14 protein-coding genes are annotated in these 17,158 nt (G+C 59.6%); 8 read left to right on the top strand and 6 right to left on the bottom strand.

The window, feature by feature from the left end; genetic code table 11:
- Positions 1–76: 76 nt before the first annotated feature.
- The 3 genes from BV106_RS15445 to BV106_RS15435 form a co-directional block, all read right to left on the bottom strand.
- Positions 77–1,138, bottom strand: coding sequence for an NAD(P)-dependent alcohol dehydrogenase (locus BV106_RS15445; protein WP_038166157.1), 1,062 nt, complete (start codon positions 1,136–1,138; stop codon positions 77–79).
- Between the two features lie 126 nt (positions 1,139–1,264).
- Positions 1,265–1,720 (bottom strand): DUF5069 domain-containing protein, encoded by a 456-nt coding sequence (locus tag BV106_RS15440; protein ID WP_038166156.1) that lies wholly within the window; start codon positions 1,718–1,720, stop codon positions 1,265–1,267.
- Between the two features lie 67 nt (positions 1,721–1,787).
- Positions 1,788–2,858, bottom strand: a complete 1,071-nt coding sequence (locus BV106_RS15435) for an alkene reductase (protein WP_038166154.1) — start codon at positions 2,856–2,858, stop codon at positions 1,788–1,790.
- Positions 2,859–3,002: 144 nt separating this feature from the next.
- Here BV106_RS15435 and BV106_RS15430 point away from each other — a divergent pair, with 144 nt between their 5' ends.
- From BV106_RS15430 to BV106_RS15415, 4 genes are all read left to right on the top strand, one after another.
- Positions 3,003–3,281, top strand: a complete 279-nt coding sequence (locus tag BV106_RS15430; RefSeq protein WP_265595709.1) for a helix-turn-helix domain-containing protein — start codon at positions 3,003–3,005, stop codon at positions 3,279–3,281.
- A 158-nt stretch (positions 3,282–3,439) separates the two neighbouring features.
- The gene (locus BV106_RS15425; RefSeq protein ID WP_038166151.1) at positions 3,440–4,795 is read left to right on the top strand and encodes a cytochrome P450; all 1,356 of its coding nucleotides are present in this window, start codon (positions 3,440–3,442) and stop codon (positions 4,793–4,795) included.
- Positions 4,796–4,797: 2 nt separating this feature from the next.
- A complete protein-coding gene (locus BV106_RS15420; protein WP_265595708.1) occupies positions 4,798–6,543 on the top strand; it encodes a fatty acyl-AMP ligase in 1,746 nt (581 codons plus the stop codon).
- On the top strand, positions 6,540–8,180 hold the full coding sequence (locus tag BV106_RS15415; RefSeq protein ID WP_038166149.1) for a condensation domain-containing protein: 1,641 nt from the start codon (positions 6,540–6,542) through the stop codon (positions 8,178–8,180). The genes BV106_RS15420 and BV106_RS15415 overlap by 4 nt, the downstream gene beginning before the upstream one ends.
- Here BV106_RS15415 and BV106_RS15410 read toward each other — a convergent pair.
- Positions 8,144–9,046 (bottom strand): hypothetical protein, encoded by a 903-nt coding sequence (locus BV106_RS15410; protein ID WP_038166148.1) that lies wholly within the window; start codon positions 9,044–9,046, stop codon positions 8,144–8,146. The two genes, BV106_RS15415 and BV106_RS15410, sit on opposite strands and share 37 nt — an antisense overlap.
- Positions 9,047–9,190: 144 nt before the next feature.
- On the opposite strand from BV106_RS15410, the gene BV106_RS15405 reads away from it, so the two are divergent.
- From BV106_RS15405 to BV106_RS15395, 3 genes are all read left to right on the top strand, one after another.
- Positions 9,191–9,772: a DJ-1/PfpI family protein gene (locus BV106_RS15405; RefSeq protein ID WP_038166146.1), complete on the top strand. Its 582-nt coding sequence runs from the start codon at positions 9,191–9,193 to the stop codon at positions 9,770–9,772.
- Positions 9,773–10,038: 266 nt separating this feature from the next.
- Positions 10,039–11,064, top strand: a complete 1,026-nt coding sequence (locus BV106_RS38530; protein ID WP_265595707.1) for a peptidoglycan-binding domain-containing protein — start codon at positions 10,039–10,041, stop codon at positions 11,062–11,064.
- A 243-nt stretch (positions 11,065–11,307) separates the two neighbouring features.
- Positions 11,308–12,015: an NAD(P)H-binding protein gene (locus BV106_RS15395; protein WP_038166143.1), complete on the top strand. Its 708-nt coding sequence runs from the start codon at positions 11,308–11,310 to the stop codon at positions 12,013–12,015.
- 3 nt (positions 12,016–12,018) lie between these two features.
- Here the strand turns inward: BV106_RS15395 and BV106_RS15390 are convergent, their stop codons facing one another.
- Together BV106_RS15390 and BV106_RS15385 are read right to left on the bottom strand one after the other, a co-directional pair.
- Positions 12,019–12,375: a glyoxalase superfamily protein gene (locus tag BV106_RS15390; RefSeq protein ID WP_038166141.1), complete on the bottom strand. Its 357-nt coding sequence runs from the start codon at positions 12,373–12,375 to the stop codon at positions 12,019–12,021.
- Between the two features lie 526 nt (positions 12,376–12,901).
- Complete coding sequence (locus BV106_RS15385; protein ID WP_038166140.1) at positions 12,902–15,259, bottom strand: Tex family protein; 2,358 nt, start codon at positions 15,257–15,259, stop codon at positions 12,902–12,904.
- A 442-nt stretch (positions 15,260–15,701) separates the two neighbouring features.
- Between BV106_RS15385 and BV106_RS15380 the strand changes: the two genes are divergently transcribed.
- Positions 15,702–16,997, top strand: a complete 1,296-nt coding sequence (locus BV106_RS15380; protein WP_038166138.1) for an MFS transporter — start codon at positions 15,702–15,704, stop codon at positions 16,995–16,997.
- The last annotated feature ends 161 nt before the right edge of the window (positions 16,998–17,158 follow it).

Below are 17,158 nucleotides of genomic sequence, written 5' to 3'. Positions count from 1 at the left end.
GCAAATTCAGTGCGCCCTCTTCTTACACCACTTCCGAGGCGAGCGAGGAGGATTTCCCAGGTTCCGCACTCCCATGCTAAGCCGCGGTGGTTTCCTTGAGTGAAGCCATGTCGATCACGAAGCGATACTTCACGTCGCTCTTCAGCAGGCGGTCATAGGCTTCGTTCACCTGCTGGATCTTGATCAATTCGATGTCCGACGCGATGTTGTGAGTGCCGCAGAAGTCCAGCATCTCCTGAGTCTCGGCAATGCCGCCAATCAGTGATCCGGCCAGTTGACGACGTTTGAACAACAGGCTGAAGGAGGACACGGGCAGCGGATGCTCCGGAGCGCCCACCAGCGTCAGCGTGCCGTCCCGCTTCAGGAGATTGAGATAGGCGTTCAGATCATGCTGGGCGGACACCGCATCCAGAATGAAGTCGAAGCTCAACGCGTGTTTGTTCATCTCATCTTCATCCTTCGAGATGATCACCTCATCTGCACCCAGCCTGAGGGCATCCTCCACTTTATTGGGGGAGGTGGTGAAAAGTACGGTATGCGCGCCAAAGGCATGGGCAAACTTGAGCCCCATGTGTCCCAGCCCACCCAGGCCAACGATGCCGACCTTTTGCCCCTTCTTCACCTTCCAGTGACGCAGCGGGGAGTAGGTGGTGATGCCGGCGCAGAGCAGAGGCGCCACCGCGGCCAGATCCAGATTGGCGGGCACCTTCAGCACAAAGGCCTCATCCACCACGATGCTGTCCGAGTAGCCGCCAAAGGTCTGGGTGCCGGAGTGCTTGTCAGGGCCATTGTAGGTGAAAACCGGGGCGTGGTCGCAGTACTGCTCCTCCCCTGCCTTGCAGTTCTCACACTCGCGGCAGGAGTCCACCATGCAGCCCACAGCGGCCAGATCCCCTTCCTTGAACTTCGTCACACTGCCCCCCACCGCCGTCACCCGGCCCACGATCTCATGCCCAGGCACGCAGGGGTAAATCGTGTTCTGCCATTCATTGCGCGCCTGGTGCAGGTCTGAGTGGCAGACTCCGCAATAAAGGATCTCAATTTGCACATCATGAGGCTGCGGATCCCGGCGCTCAAACGAGTAAAAATTGAGGGGACTGTCAGCACTTTGAGCGGCGTAACCACGGGCGGCTTTCATATGAGAATGGATCGGAGGAGGGTTTGTGGGTCGGATTGCAGCAATGTCTAAAGAAGCAGGCGGCGGGAAGAGTGGCCAGACAAAGTTCGGGCTCCATGCCTCAGCCTGGAGCCCGAATAATTCGTCTTACCGTTTGCCGCCGAAGCTGACAAAGTCTTCTGCGTCCAGCAGGTCGAACCACGTCAGAATGTCCTCCCGGGTTTCGCTCACCGATGCCTGGAGCTTGATGAAATAACCTTTCGTCTCCACGTCGGAAGGGGTGCGCTGTTCCTGGTGTTGGGTCCAGTGGGCGATTTCCCAATCCTGAGGCTTGGTGGTGCTATTCTCGGTGATCCAGTTCAGAACCTCTTCATCACCCGCTCCAGTGGCGAGCAGATCCTTCAGCTTCTCTTGGTCGATGCCGGCAAAAGCCAGGAACCGTTGGTCCAGGGGACACGCATAGTGGTATTCGCCGCTCTTGCCGATGAGCGAAGCACGCCCTTTGTCGAGCATGCGAGGCAGGATGACATAGCCTCCGAGACGGACGCGAGGACTACGGGGTGGGCGCTGGGTGAGGTCAGGCGCGTGAGAGAGGGTGCTCATGGTTCGGGATGTCTCTGTCAGTGAAGTGGCAATTATCAGTGTTCTTTGGTGGGGAATCGTTGGGGGCTCAGGCCAGAACTGTCACTTCTTCCAGCGTGGGATAGTCGGTGTAGCCCTTAGGCCCCTTGCCGTAGAAGGTGGAGGGATCCGGGGCGTTCAGAGGAGCGTCCTGGCGGAAGCGTTCCACGAGATCCGGGTTGGCAATAAAGGGCACGCCGAAGGCCACGGCATCTGCCTCCCCGGCGGTCAGCACCTGCTCGGCGGTTTCCTTCGTGAAGCGCTCGTTGGAGATGTACACGCCCCCGAAGGTGCGCTTGAGGGCCGGTCCGATACGTTTGTCTCCCAGCGATTCGCGGGCACAAATGAAAGCGATGCCCCGGCTGCCCAGTTCCTTGGCCACATAGGCGAAGGTGGAGAGCGGGTGGCTGTCCCCCATGTCATGAGCGTCCCCACGCGGAGCCAGATGCATGCCCACGCGATCTGCTCCCCACACTGAAATCACCGCGTCCGTCACCTCCAGCATCAGACGGGCCCGATTCTCCACACTGCCGCCGTACTCATCCGTCCGCAGGTTTGTTTTGTCCTGAAGGAACTGGTCCAGAAGATAGCCATTGGCCCCGTGGATCTCCACCCCGTCAAAGCCTGCCGCCTTGGCATTTTCCGCACCTTTGCGGTAGGCTTCGATGATGCCGGGGATTTCATCAAGCTCCAGCGCACGCGGGGTGACGAATGCTTTCTCAGGGCGGATCAGGCTGACGTGCCCGGCGGGTTGGACCGCACTGGGAGCCACGGGCAACTCCCCATTCAAATACACTGGGTCCGAGACACGTCCCACGTGCCAGAGCTGTAGGATGATGCGCCCCCCCTTGGCGTGGACGGCGTCGGTCACGCCTTTCCAGCCTTCCACTTGGGCTTCCGACCAAATTCCCGGGGTGTCAGGATACCCCACTCCCATTGGGGTGACGGAGGTGGCCTCGGAGATGATGAGTCCTGCGTCAGCCCGTTGCGCGTAATACTCCTGCATCATCGCGTTGGGCACCCGGCCCTCGCTGGAGCGGCAACGCGTGAGCGGAGCCATGATGATGCGGTTGGGCAGCGTCCAGGCGCCGACTTGGAGAGGATCTTGAAGGGAAGGCATATGATAATGAATTCCCAGCAAGTTCGAACTTCGTCGAACCATGGACGCATCCATTCCGTGAAAAAATTTCCATCCATTGTCGAACTCCACCCTCAGTGGTAAATCAAAAGTCCGAAAGAAATGAAAACGTACCACCACCCTGCCATGGAAGATGTCACCCTGCCTGCTGTGATGCAGGCACTGGCGGATCCATGCCGCGTGGCGATCGTGCGGGAGCTGCTTTCGCGAGATGCGTCCCTGGCCTGTCATGAAGTGCCGCTGGAGATCTCCAAGGCCACCCGGTCACACCACTTCGACGTATTGCGTCAGGCCGGCATCATCCACACACAGTCTGAGGGCACCCGCTGCATGAGCTCTCTCAGGAAGAAAGAGCTGGACGAGCGGTTCCCCGGCCTTTTGAAATTGGTCGAGAAAGAGACCTAGCCAAAAGAGAAACTATAGTTTCTTAAGCCTCTCCATCATGGAGAAGCTGGATGCATTAGCAGGATGTTTGCATCGAACATGCAATAATTGTCATGATGCAATTATATGAAGATTGGCAAGAGATCGATCAATGATCATGATGGGAATTTAGCCCACGCATGTTCATAGCGCCGCAAGACACGCCCTCCAGGTCCGCCACCGCGACCAACCAGCGCCCTCCTCTTCCGGGTTCCCTTGAGTTTCTGTTCACCCTTCTGGACGAACAAGGAGATCAAGCCCGGTACCGGTCTGCTTATGGAGAAATTAGTTTCTTTAACGACCCAACTGACATCCGCAATATCCTGCAAAGCCAGAATTTTGTCAGGACACCGCTGGTGACCGTCTTGCTCGGGCAAGGGTTGCTGGCCAGTGACGGCCCCTACTGGAAATCCCAGCGAAAGCTCATGCAGCCGGCCTTTCGCGAGCCTTGCGTTCATTCCTTTCTTCCCGTGGTCAGACGTTGCACGGATGATTGGCTCAGGCGCTGGGAAAGCGCAGCCGGTGCGGAAGAGGTGATCGATGTGTCGGCACACATGCGGCAACTCAGCCTCGATATCATTCTGCAATGCCTGTTCTCCACGGGGCTCGGAGAGGATCTGGCCCGGGTGGACCGATCAGTCACCTCGATCATCGACGACTTGGGACAGCTTGCCGGGACCTTCTTCAACCAGCCCCACAAGTTCTCCCCTGGAAGGAACACAGACTTCAAGTCAGCCCTGGCGGAGCTCGACGCTCTGGTGCAGGGCATCATGGAACAAGCGAGGAAACAATCGTCGGATGGCGTGCACGAATCTCACCTGATGCCGCTGTTGATGGGGGGAATCGACAACACCACGGGCGAGCCGCTTACGGAAAAACAGATCAGGGATGAGGTGGTGACCATGATCCTGGGCGGTCATGAAACCACGGCCGTGATCCTCACCTGGGCGTGGCACTTGCTGGCCTCTCATCCCGAGGTGGAGACCCGCTTGGTCCAGGAGCTGGAACAGACGCTGATGGGAGCTCCGCCGTCTCATGCTGATCTGGGCCGACTCACCTACACCCGTTGTGTGTTTCAAGAAGCGATGCGGCTCTATCCTCCAGTGTGGTTCATGATGCGCAAATCGCTTTCAGCCGCCAGCATCGGGGGGCAGGAGATCCCTGCCGGAGGTTCGGTGCTCATCTGCCCCTACACCACCCACCGTCATCCGGTGCACTGGGATTCACCCTGGGAGTTCCGCCCGGAAAGGTTCGAGGAAGCACCCTCCTCCACCCGGCACAAGTACGCCCACCTGCCTTTCTCAGCAGGCCGGCACCAATGTCTCGGCATGGGTTTCGCCATGCTGGAGGGGCCGCTCATTCTCGCAGCACTGGCACAGCGCTTCCAGGTGGTGCCCTGTGCCCATTCGGTGGAAATCGCCCCCCTCCTCACCCTCCGACAGAGGCATGGCCTGCCCAGTCGCATCCTGCCGCGGAAACCCTCCATCGCCGCCTGATCTTGCCAGCCTTGTTCGCCAACTCCGCCTTGCCCGATACCCCCGGTCTATCGCCCTCGTGCACCTGGGTGGAGCACCTGCAACGTGCCGCGGCAGCCCACGGTGACTCTCCCGCTCTCACCCTCCTGGGTGATGGTGAAAACGAGACCGCAAAAGTCACCTATGCCGAGCTGGACGAGAGAGCGCGATCCATCGCGGCGCATCTCCAGGCTGCGCAGATTCTGCCGGGAGAGCGGGTGTTGTTGCTCTACCCCTCAGGCCTGGAGTTCATGGTCGCGTTCTTTGGCTGCCTCTACGCCGGCGTCATTGCCGTGCCCGCGTTCCCGCCGCGAATGAACCGCAACTTCCAGCGGCTCCAGTGCATCTTCGACGACGCCCGGCCCACTTGCGTCTTTACCACCACCGCCATGCTCTCGAAGAGGGATGCGGCACCAGAGATGCAGAGCATCCCCTGGATGGCCACGGAGACGCTATCCATCCACACGGCCGGGCATTGGCAACCACCTGCTCTGCACGCCGGAAGCATCGCATTTCTCCAGTACACCTCAGGGTCCACTTCAGCGCCCAAAGGGGTGATTGTCACTCATGCCAATCTCATGGCCAATCATGAGATGCTGAGACATGCATTCGCCCAGGACGCGAGCTCCACCATCGTCGTCTGGCTGCCGTTGTTTCATGACATGGGCTTGATCGGAAACGTGATGCAGGCTCTCTATCTGGGTGCACACGCGGTGCTCATGCCGCCGGAGACCTTCGTCACCAAGCCGGTGCGCTGGCTCCGTGCCATCTCCCGCTACCGGGCCCACACCAGCGGAGGCCCGAACTTCGGCTATGACCTGTGCGCAAGAAAGGTCACCCCCGCGCAAATGGAGGGTCTGGATCTCTCCTGCTGGAAGGTCGCATTTAACGGGGCAGAACCCGTCCGCGCGGAGACGCTCAGAAACTTTTCCCGGGCATTTTCCTCTTTCGGATTCAGGGAGACCGCGCTGTATCCCTGCTACGGGCTTGCTGAGGCCACCCTGTTTGTTGCTGGTGGAACTCCCGGTCAAATTCCCGTCACACGGGGCAATGGAGCGAGTCCAGGCTCCGACAAGGTTTCCTGTGGACGAGGCTGGCTCGACAGCGAGATCCTGATCGTCGATCCCCAGCAATTGACCGAGTTGCCTCCCGACACCACCGGTGAAATCTGGGTGCGAGGCCCACATGTCGCCGCCGGTTATTGGAATCAACCAGAAGCAACCTCGCTCACTTTCCAGGCGCGGCTGGCCGAGGGCGATGACGCCCCGTATCTGCGCACTGGCGATCTGGGATGCGTGACGCAAGACGGACTGTGGGTGGAAGGCCGCCTCAAGGACCTCATGATCATCGCCGGGGAAAATCACCACCCTGGGGACGTCGAACAGACGGTCGAGGCAAGTCACTCCCGCCTGAGATCAAATGCCAGTGCGGCCTTCTCCGTTGAAGTGGACGGCACCGAGCGGCTGGTGGTCCTGGCAGAATTGGGACGCCCTGAAAAACTCCCAGAGAAATCCGTTTCTCCGCCCGCCGTGGAAAACGCAGAAACACTGCGGAACGAAATCCTGAAAAGCGTCCGCCAGGGCGTGTCCGAGCAACATGGCATCAGCGTGCATGACCTCGTGCTGCTCCCGCCCATGGGCGTGCCCAAAACCTCCAGCGGCAAGATCCAGCGGCACGCCGCCCGCCGCCTCTACCTTGATCAACACCTGAAAAGCAGACCCGTTTCATGACCAAAGAGGAAATAACAGCCTGGCTTACGACTCGTATCGCCACCATCCTCCAGCAGCCTGAGCGCTACATCGAGGCTGCGGAACCCTTCACCAGCCTCGGCATGGACTCCATGGCCATGCTGGAGATCACGGGTGACCTCGCCTCCTGGCTGGGAAGGGAGCTGCCCCCCTCCCTGCTGTGGGAGCACGTCACCATTGATGCCCTGGCCACCCATCTCAGCGTCTCTCCTGCCGAACTCGACGAACCTCCCATCATCCCCGTCGCCCGGACCTCCGCAATTCCTCAAACCTTTGCCCAGGAACGCATGTGGAGGGAGTACGTGGAAAAAGGTCCCGACCCCCGGCAAACCGTGCTGAGAAAGCTCACTCTGACAGGGGCTGAACTCCACCTGGAGCAACTCTCTGCAAGTGTGACCCGGCTGATCGAGCGGCACGAGGCGCTGCGCACCACCTTCACTGACGAGAACGGCATCCCTTCCCAACGCGTTCATCCTACGCCGTTAAGTCCCCTTGAGATTATTGACTTCTCCGACCAGGAGGATGCTGAACAACAGGCCAAGTCCCGGCTGATTCAACTCAAGCGCCTGCCGTTCGACCTCACGACCGGCCCCTTGGCACGATTCTATCTCATCAAGGTGGGTGAAGGTGACTACCGGTTCTGCATCATCCTCCATCACATCCTTTGTGATGGGGAGTCTGTAAACATTCTTCTGGAAGACCTCTCCCAGATATACCGGGAACGCATGGGAGAAGACAATGCGGCAAGCACGCCCCTGCCCCACCTCACGGTCCAGACTGCCGACTTTGCCAGCTGGCAGCGTAGATGGCTTGAACCCACCGGCCCGGCCTACAGCAGACATGTGAACTGGTGGAACCAACTCCTGGGCAAAAAGGAACCCGCCCCCGCCTGCACCGGACTCCGCTGGCAAAATGACCCACCCGCGACTCCGGACGTAAGCCAATGTCGGGTGAAGAACACGATTCCCCTGGAGGAGGTGCAACGCTTGAGAGATCTGTCCCTGGCTGAGGGCACCACCCTCGCGAACGTGATCTTCACGGCCATGCTCATTGCACTGGGCCGGCATGGCACCGCCCCCAGAGCACTCATCGGGCGCTACGTGACGGACCGTCGCCGTCCTGCGCTGAATCCTCTGCCAGGACTCTACGTCAATCTAGTGGTCATGCCCTTGCCGGAGTTGAAAGGCACCTTTCGCGAAGCGCTGCAAGAGCTGTCGGCTCTGGTGCACGAGATGACCCTGCACCAAGATCTGCCTTTTGAAGAACTGGTTCTGGCCCGCCAGAAGGACAACCGCTTCGCACCTCACCCGATGATCATCATCAACCACCGACGTCGTCCGGATCTGCCGGAAGAATTCGCCACCGGGTTGAAGTTGGGTAACTGGCGAACCAAGGAAGGCACACCATCCATTCCCTGGGGGATGAATCTCGTGGGGCTGGAGACGAACCAGAGCACGGACCTACACGCCCACTTCGACATCAAGATGTATGATCCCGCCAAGGTGAGGCTCCTGATGGATGACTTGGCCACCTTATTGAGAGATTTGGTCCGGCCGGTCAGCGCCCCGATCCCACCCCCTGCTCACAAGGGCACGTACTGGTCCAACTTTTTCCGCTGAGCCTCAGTGAGAGGCTCAAGCGTGATCTTCACGTTTGGCAGCGCCTGCTTCAGAGGCTCGACAGCCGCTTCAGGAAAGTCGGTTTCGTAAAGCAGGAGTGTTTTCAGAGCAGGGAGAGCCTTCAGCACCTTCACCCCTTCCAGGGTGAAGCGTGCTTCACCGATCTTCAGATCCTCCAGCGTCTTCATGCCGACGAGGGTCGGTAGCGAGGCATCGCTCAGGCTGGTGGCTTTCCGGTCCTTGCCAGGGAGACGTTGCCCCAGCTTCAGAGAGCGGAGATTGGGAAGTTTGGCGATGTGGGCATTTCCTGCCTCGGTCTGGTATGTGTGCCAGGTGGAGAAGTCCTTGAGCTGGGAGATGGTCGCAATGGCCGCGAATCCATCGTCTCCCATGGAGATTCCTGCGACGGTCAGCCGCTCCAGATTGGGACAGGCCTTCAGGTGCCCAAAGCCCACGCCAGTGAAGCCCGGCATGCCAAAGGAGGTGTGAAAGAATGACGCCTGCTTGAGGTTGCCGAACGCGGCAAAATGCTTCAGCCCGTCGTCGGTGACCTTGAGGCCATCGGTGCCGATGGCCTCGAGCTCTTTCAGGCCCGCCAGACTGGGCAGCGTTTCATCGTTCAACCCATGGCAACCGCCGTAGAGAGTCAGCTTCTTCAATGAGGTCACCTGGCCGATCAGCTTGAACTCGGCGGGGCCAAGCTTCTTGCAGTCCGTGATCGTAAGCTCCGTGATGGCACCGCCCTTCTCCACCAGCTTGCCGCCCAATGCGATCAGCTGCTCCTTTACGGCGACCGCATTGTCTGCGGAGGCCACGATGGAAAAGACCTGCAGGACGGCAATGATGGCGGCGAAATGGCGATGCATGATTCTCACAAACGCCACTTCTCCAAATCATCCTTCACCGCTTCAGCAGGGATTCGACTCGGAGAACCTAATTTGGTGACATCCCAGCCCTGTCGCGATTCTGCTCGCCCAAACGAGTGCCCGTTTCGTAATCTCCTGCCATCTATGAGCGCAAAAAAGATCCTCTGCCTGGCTGGTGACTTCGTCGAAGACTACGAACTGATGGTGCCCTATCAGGCGCTCGTCATGGTGGGGCATCAGGTCGATGTCGTCTGCCCGGACAAGAAGGCTGGCGACAAGGTGCGCACCGCCATCCACGACTTTGAAGGCGACCAAACCTATTCGGAAAAGCCCGGTCACAACTTCACGCTCAATGCGACCTTTGCCGAGATCAATCCCGCTGACTATGACGCCCTGCTCATCCCCGGCGGTCGCGCCCCGGAGTACCTCCGCCTTCACGAAGAGGTGCTGGTGGCCGTGCGCCACTTCGTCGAGGCGAAGAAGCCCATTGCCGCCGTCTGCCATGGCGTGCAGCTCCTCTCGGCAGCGGGCGGCTTGAAAGGGCGTAAGTGCGCTGGCTACTATGCCTGCGGCCCTGAAGTCACGCTGGCCGGGGGCGAGTTTCAAAACATCGCCGTCGATGGAGCCTTCGTGGATGGCAATCTGGTCTCCGCCCCCGCCTGGCCAGCCCATCCTGCCTTCCTGGCCAAGTTCCTGGAAGTGCTGGGCACCAAGATCAGCCTCTGATCAACGCCAGACGCGGTTTTGCATCTCTGAGCCGCCCCCTTTACCGGGGAGCGGCTTTTTCGTTGTGTCCTCGATCACACCAAGTTCGATGAGTTAACATCGCTCAATCTGGTCAATTATTCCCGATCCATAATATATTGGCGGTACGTATGCCGTCTCCAAACGGCCCTCTTTTTTGGTGCCAAAATGTCTCTCTATCTTTCCCAATACTTGAATACCTCATGATGAGAGGGCGTCGAAACCTGTGAACCAAGATGATGACTCACATGAAAACGACCCCCACACGATATCTCACGCCAGCTCTGGCGGCCATGCTGGCGCTGGGCCTGAGCGTCCCTCCTGCGGCGGAAGCGAAGAAGAAGGATGATGACCACGGCAAGAAGAAAAGCCGGTCCAGCGTGCAACACCGTGAAAACCGCGGTAGCCCCAAGACCGTCGCCCGCAAGTCTTCCACTTCGCGAAGCCACAGTTCAAGAAGCCACGCCGTGGCCAGCAACCGACACCGGCCCAGCCCGTCGCGCACGATCCACCGCAAGCCTGCCGAACGGCATGTGGCCTCGCGCTCCTCACCGCGCAGCCGTGCGCCCCAGCACCGTCTGGCTTCCGCATCCGTCCATCGACGTGACAATGATCGCAATCGCGACCACCGCGTGAGCCGCAGTTCCCCTCCCAAGAGGTCTTCTGCAATCTCTCAACGTGAGAGAGAAGTCCGGAGCCGTGCGCTGGCTCGCAGCAACGACCGTCATCGCGACATTCGCCGCGCCCCTGTTCGCCGGGATTCTGACCGGAACCACGTTGTCCGTCGCGACAACGATCGTGATCGGAGCCGGGATCGCAACCGCTACGTCAGCAGCCATCGCGAACCCCGCCACAGCCACAATGCCCGCCATCGTGATCGTGGGCACTATCACAGCCGTCATGAGCACCACTCGCACGACTGGTACCGCAACAACGGCTGGGACTATGACTACGACTACTATCGCGTCAACCACCGCCACCGCTACTACAACGACTTGATGGCCACGTTCATCTTCGACACGAGCGGCCCCACCTACTATGAGCCCAGCTACAGCTACCCGGCACGTTCGACCTATGATGGCTACGGCTATGACATGGAGACCCTGTATGCCGTGCAGGTGGAACTGGCGAACGCCGGCTACTACTACGGAGAGGTGGACGGCCAGATCGGCCCAGGCTCTCGCTCCGCCATCATCAACTACCAGCAGGACTACAACCTACCGGTGACCGGGCGCGTGGACAGTTACCTCCTCGAATCCCTGGGCATCCAGTAACGCTCGGCAGACGAATTAGTTTCTGAACATGGGAAGTAGAATTACCACTTCCCTGCCATCCAAGATTTAGACCATTAAACCAGTCCCGGAAGTGTCGACCTTGTGTCGGCTGCCCACAGGCCCAATGCCTGTGGCCCGGGGCTGGTTCGGTTTTGTGGTGAAGCAATTGCAACCTCGCCCTACCTTCAGTTTGCTTGACGGGGACTCCACAACCCGGAACAGTTTCCTCCAAAATCCCCCCTTATGCATTCGCAGAAATCCGGTAGAGTTTGTATTGTTGGCGCCTCCGGCAAATCAGGGCAATACATGATACAACACGCCCTCGACAGAGGCTATGAAGTGGTGGGAGTCTGCCGCCCAACCAGCGTCCCCAAGCTTGATCGATTTAAAGATCGCATCACCATCTTGCCGGGCAGAACGGACGACCGGGAAGTGATTCAGCAGGCAGTGAAGGGGTGCGATGGCGTGCTCACGGTGCTTGCGCCATGGGGCATGCAACACTACTCCTCTGGCACCGCCCAAGCGGTGCTGGACTTTGCTCCGCCTGAGGCTCGTCTGGTATTCTCCTGCGGCTGGCACATCACCAAGGACGGGAAGGACCAGTACTCCCGCACTTTTCTTGTGACCGTGAAAGTCGTGACGTGGTTGGCCCGGCTGCTTCGCGCCGTTGACATCGATGACCAGGTTGAAGCCTGTCGACGCATCTTCGCCAGTGGTCGGCGCTGGACGGTGGTACGCGGCAGTGACCTCGAAGAGGGCCCGAGCGAAGGCTTGCCTGTATGGCGCCATCATGTGGGGGATCCCGTGCTGCAAAGCAACCGCACCCGACGCACCGACTACGCTCTCTTCATGGTAGAGGCCTTGAGGAACGATGCCCTGATCCACGAGGCTCCCGCCATCGTCAGCAGCCAGTGCCCCTCTGCACTGGCTGCCAAAGCCGATGCCCAATAGAATCTATGATGCCTTCGTTTCACAACCGAAGGACAGGTGATTCCCATCTGGGTCCACCACCATGAAGTCCCGCATGCCGTAGGGGTAATCTTGCGGTTTCGTCTTGAGCTGCGCACCCTTGGCCAGGATCTGCAGGTAATAGGAGTCCACTTCATCGCAGAAGATGCAGACCGTACCCCCACCCACCGGGCGCTGGTGGATGGAATGCGCACAAAGGTGCACACACACCTCACCCATCGTCACCCCCGCGTACTCTCCAAATCGAAAATCCTCCTTGAAGCCGAGCACCTCCACGTAATGCTTGAGGGCGGCATCGAGGTTGGACACCTGAAACACCGTGGCTGATTGTTGGGCATTCATTGTGGCAGACAAAGAGTGAGTTCCAATAGGCGAAGCGCGAAGACAAAACCGCCACTTGTCCGGTTGTCAACCGAGGTGGCCTCTCTGCGGGCTTGTCGTTCCATTCTCTTCGAGGAAGAGCTTCGACCAAGCAGGTTGCGGTTCAGTTCGCAGCCAATCCCCGAAGGGGATTTGTAGCACAGCCCAAGGTTGGACGAGCCGTAAGCGAGTCTACCTTGGGTACCATCCAACGATGGAGCTCAGGTGGGAAGGCCGACAGCATCCGCTTTCTTACCCACCGTCTTCAACGCCTCCACGTCACTCGAATGTTTGGTTTGGTTGCCGCTCGCGAGGCCACACGCGGACTGACGTTCCCGGCAAGATGCCTGGAACAGCACGCAGGATGCGTGCGCTCCCCAGGCCTCGACGAACTCTGGTCCTGTCTCGCTACTCGAAAGGCGTCCACCAAAATGAAAACCCCGGCCGCATCATGCAGGCCGGGGTTTTCATAAATCGTTCCTATCTCAACGCGGCACCGGGCAACCGCTTATTTCTTGCCCTTGGACACGGCTGCGGAGAACCAGTCCACACCACCGCCACCGGAGCCGCCGCCAAAACCGCCACTGCCACGGTTCCCGCCACCACCACCGAAGCTGCGATTTCCGCCGCCGCCGCCACCACCACCAGGGCCTTGGCGATTGCCACCGCCCGCGCCGCCGCCGCCGGACTTCTTCTCAAAGTCGGGATTGGATTTCATCGAGAGGGCGATGCGCTTGCGCTGGAGATCCACTTCCGTCACGGTCACCTGCACCTTCTGCTGCACCTTCACCACCTCGCTGGCATCCTTCACAAAGTGATCTGAGAGCTGGCTCACGTGAACGAGACCGTCCTGGTGCACGCCGATGTCCACAAAGGCACCAAAGGCGGTCACGTTGGTGACGATGCCCGGGAGCTTCATGCCGACCTTAAGGTCTTCCGGCTTTTCCACGCCTTCCTGGAACTTGAACACCTCGTACTGCTTGCGCGGGTCACGCCCGGGTTTGGCAAGCTCGTTCACGATGTCTTGAAGGGTGGGCAGGCCGACCTCTTCCGTGACGTACTTCTTAAGGTCGATCTTCTTGCGCAGCTCTTCTTTGGTCAGAAGGTCACTCACATCGGAGGAGAGATCCTTCGCCATGCGGGTCACCACTTCATAGCGCTCCGGGTGCACGGCGCTGGAGTCCAGCGGGTTTTCCGCAGCACGGATGCGCAGGAAGCCGGCGGCTTGCTCAAATGCTTTGTCACCAAGACGCGGCACGTTGCGCAGCTCAGCACGGCTCTTGAAAGGACCGTTCTCATTGCGGTACGCCACGATGTTGGCAGCCAAGCTCTGGTTCAATCCGGAGACGTAGGACAGAAGCTGCTTGCTCGCCGTGTTCACTTCCACACCCACGGCGTTTACACTGCTCATGACCACGTCGTCCAGCCCGTCCTTCAGCAGGGTCTGATCCACATCATGCTGATACTGGCCCACCCCGATGGACTTGGGATCGAGCTTCACCAGCTCGGCAAGGGGATCCATGAGACGGCGGGCGATGGATACAGAACCACGCACCGTGATGTCGTGATTGGGGAATTCTTCACGGGCCACTTCACTGGCGGAGTAGATGGAAGCACCGCTCTCATTCACCATGAGGATGAGAATGGACTTGGGCAGACCAATCTTGTTGAAGAACATCTCTGTCTCGCGGCTGGCAGTGCCGTTGCCGATCGCCACGGCTTCAATCTTGAAGCGTTCCACCAGGTTGAGAATCAGGGTTCGGGCCTGCACAAGTGAGTTGCCCTCACCAAGCAGGTAGATCACGTCGTTGTGCAACAGCTTGCCCTGCGCATCGAGGCACACGATCTTACAACCGGTGCGGAAGCCGGGGTCCACGCCCATCACCCGCTTCTGGCCCAGCGGAGCAGCCAGGAGGAGTTCGCGGAGATTATCTGCAAAGACCTTCACTGCATCAGCGTCCGCCTTCTTCTTGCCTTCAAGCCGAGCTTCGGTCTCCATGGAGGGAGCCAGAAGACGCTTGTAACCATCCTGCACGGCTTCGGACACCTGCTTGGCGCAGGCGGTATGCCCCTTCACAAACTGCGATTCGAGAAGCCGGATGGCCTCACCTTCAGGTGCGGTGATGCGCATCATGAGGAAGCCTTCCTTTTCACCACGACGGATCGCGAGCATCCGGTGGGAAGGGATGGCCTTGAGCGGCTCACTCCAGTCAAAGTAGTCGCGGAACTTCGCGGCGTCCTTGTCCTCTTCCTTCCCAAACATCACCTTGGAGCTGATGGTGGCCTGCTCTGCGATGAGCCGCCGAATGGCAGCACGAGCTTCTGCGGCATCGCTCACGCGCTCTGCGATGATGTCGCGGGCACCTGCCAGGGCTTCTTCCGCATTGGCGACTTTCAGGTCATCCGCCACGTCTTCGGTCTTGATATAGTTTTCCGCTTCCTTGGCCGGATCAGCGCTGGAGATGGGCTGGTTCTGCTCGATGAAGTCGGCCAGGGGCTCGAGACCCTTTTCTTTGGCGATGGTGGCACGGGTGCGACGCTTCGGACGGAAGGGGGCAAACAAGTCCTCCAGCACGGCCATGGTCTCAGCCTTTTCGATCTTCGATTTGAGGGCATCCGTCATGAGCTTGCGCTCATCCAGGGACTTCACGATCGCTTCACGGCGCTCATCGAGCTGGGCCAGACGCAGCATGCCGTCGCGGATCCCGGTGATGGCCACCTCATCCAGCGAGCCGGTGACCTCTTTACGATAACGGGCGATGAACGGGACGGTGCCGCCTTCGGCGATCAGCGTGGCCGTGGCACTCACCTGCGCAGCTTTGACATTCAGCTCGCGGGCGATGGTTTCAACGTGTTTCAGATTCATGGATCAATGAGGGGGAGGAACGTGCAGGGGTGAATTAGCGACCCCACCCGCCAGCGGCAACCCAAAACGTGCAGGGGGGCGATTTTCGCTTGCCAAGCCTGACGGTAAACTCGCTTGACAGACGGCCCCCGACGGCCCCGTTTTCCCAGGTGCCGACCGCCCATTTCTCTGCATCACGTTGAAGTTGAGCTCCCTCGCGCAGGATCCGCCCTACCCCGCCGTCTACGCGAATCACGCGAGAGAACCTTCACACCCGCCCGACCCCACCACCTTGCCTGGAGCATTCGTGTCTTTGGCTCCCGTTGGAGTTTGCTTTTTGAATATTGAAGTTTCTTGCCCCTCCCCTCTGCCCCACCTCAATGTCTCCCGTTGTGATACATTAGTGCTCATCCACTAAGACCCGGTGCGAGTGGCAGCGTAGTTGCTTGAACTTGTCACCCGTTTGAACACTTCGCCCACGCCTGTCCGCCACTGGATTCTCGCCGTCACGACCCTCTCGGCGTTCCTGATGTACATCGACCGCGCGTGTCTGGCATGGATGCTGGATTCCCAGTCATTCAAAGACGAGATCCATCTCACCAACGATCAGGCGAGTCACCTGAAGAGCGCCTTCTTTTGGGCCTATGCCCTGGCCCAAGTGCCAGCTGGCTGGTTGGCAGAACGCTTTGGCAAGCGCACCCTCATGACCGTGCTCATTGTGTTATGGAGTGCCTTCACCGCCCTGTCCGGTTTTGCCAATGGCGTGGCGATGCTCTTCATCGCCCGCATCGGCTGCGGCATCGCGGAGGCAGGGGCCTACCCCATCAGTGGCAGCCTCCTGAGCCGCTGGGCCCATATCAACTGGCGGGGCTTTGCCAGCGGCGTGGTATCGCTCGGCGGACGGTTGGGTTTTGTGCTGGCCCCGCTCATCACGGTGAAAGTGATCCTCCTTTTCGGCAGCTGGCGCTGGGCGGGGTGGGCGTATGGGCTGTCGGGGTTGCTGGTAGCCTGGCTCTTCTGGCTAGCCTTCCGGGAGACGCCGGAGGAACACCCCGGCAGTAATGAGGCAGAGCGCGCGCTGCTGGCAGAAGGCAGACCGGTTCCCACTCCTGACGCTAATCCAGCAGGCACCGGCTACCGGTTTCCGCTCAAGGCGGTCCTTCGTGACCGCAGCCTGTGGATGATGTGCTTCTACCAGATGCTTACCAACTTCGGCTGGGCCTTTGTCATCAACTCCATGTCCACTTATCTGCGGGATGTGCGCCACCTGAGTGAGGACATGAACGGCTACATCTCGACGCTCACGCTGTTTATCGGCATGTTCGGCCTGCTCCTGGGTGGACTGCTCACGGACTGGTTGACGCGCAAGCTGGGCCTGCGGCTCGGAAGATTGCTTCCCCTGTCCGTCACCCGTTTCCTTTCAGCGGGCATGTGCCTGGCCTGCCTGTGGGCCGACAGCCCCTGGCTGCTCGCCGTGTGCCTGGGACTCATGGTCTTCTCCACCGACTCCGCCCTGCCTGCCGTCTGGGCCTGGGCCCAGGATGTCGGCGGACGCAACGTCGCCCCCATCTTCGGCTGGGCCAACATGTGGGGCAACTTTGGCGCCGCCATCCAGGCCGCCACCGCCGGATGGCTCCTGAAGACCTTCGACAAAAACGGTGACCAACAGGAACTCTTCATCGCCTGCGCGATCGCCTTCACCCTGGCAGGAATCCTGTCGTTTGGGATCAATGCCTCCAAGAAAATCGAGGAGGCATGATGCTATTAGCAGATGGCAACCTCACAAGACGGACTCACCTTTCCTAGAAGGTCTCAAACAGGGTTGGAGTTCCGCGTAAACGCAATGCCATCAGGGAAAAAGTGGCGTGGCCGATGACCTCCTTTTTTTGGGAAGGATCTGAGGGCTGAAAGCCCGGCGTG

This window comes from Verrucomicrobium sp. BvORR106 (genome assembly GCF_000739655.1).
GTDB lineage: Bacteria > Verrucomicrobiota > Verrucomicrobiia > Verrucomicrobiales > Verrucomicrobiaceae > Verrucomicrobium.
Note: the sequence above shows the minus strand (reverse complement) of the source record. Positions and strands in the feature narration are given on the sequence as shown.

Excerpts from the sequence above, each read along its gene's own strand:
- BV106_RS38530 (WP_265595707.1), top strand. The coding sequence starts at position 10,039 with ATGAAAACGACCCCCACACGATATCTCACGCCAGCTCTGGCGGCCATG.
- BV106_RS15440 (WP_038166156.1), bottom strand. The coding sequence starts at position 1,720 with ATGAGCACCCTCTCTCACGCGCCTGACCTCACCCAGCGCCCACCCCGT.
- BV106_RS15435 (WP_038166154.1), bottom strand. The coding sequence starts at position 2,858 with ATGCCTTCCCTTCAAGATCCTCTCCAAGTCGGCGCCTGGACGCTGCCC.
- BV106_RS15405 (WP_038166146.1), top strand. The coding sequence starts at position 9,191 with ATGAGCGCAAAAAAGATCCTCTGCCTGGCTGGTGACTTCGTCGAAGAC.
- BV106_RS15415 (WP_038166149.1), top strand. The coding sequence starts at position 6,540 with ATGACCAAAGAGGAAATAACAGCCTGGCTTACGACTCGTATCGCCACC.
- BV106_RS15395 (WP_038166143.1), top strand. The coding sequence starts at position 11,308 with ATGCATTCGCAGAAATCCGGTAGAGTTTGTATTGTTGGCGCCTCCGGC.
- BV106_RS15390 (WP_038166141.1), bottom strand. The coding sequence starts at position 12,375 with ATGAATGCCCAACAATCAGCCACGGTGTTTCAGGTGTCCAACCTCGAT.
- BV106_RS15445 (WP_038166157.1), bottom strand. The coding sequence starts at position 1,138 with ATGAAAGCCGCCCGTGGTTACGCCGCTCAAAGTGCTGACAGTCCCCTC.
- BV106_RS15410 (WP_038166148.1), bottom strand. The coding sequence starts at position 9,046 with ATGCATCGCCATTTCGCCGCCATCATTGCCGTCCTGCAGGTCTTTTCC.
- BV106_RS15385 (WP_038166140.1), bottom strand. The coding sequence starts at position 15,259 with ATGAATCTGAAACACGTTGAAACCATCGCCCGCGAGCTGAATGTCAAA.
- BV106_RS15425 (WP_038166151.1), top strand. The coding sequence starts at position 3,440 with ATGTTCATAGCGCCGCAAGACACGCCCTCCAGGTCCGCCACCGCGACC.
- BV106_RS15430 (WP_265595709.1), top strand. The coding sequence starts at position 3,003 with ATGGAAGATGTCACCCTGCCTGCTGTGATGCAGGCACTGGCGGATCCA.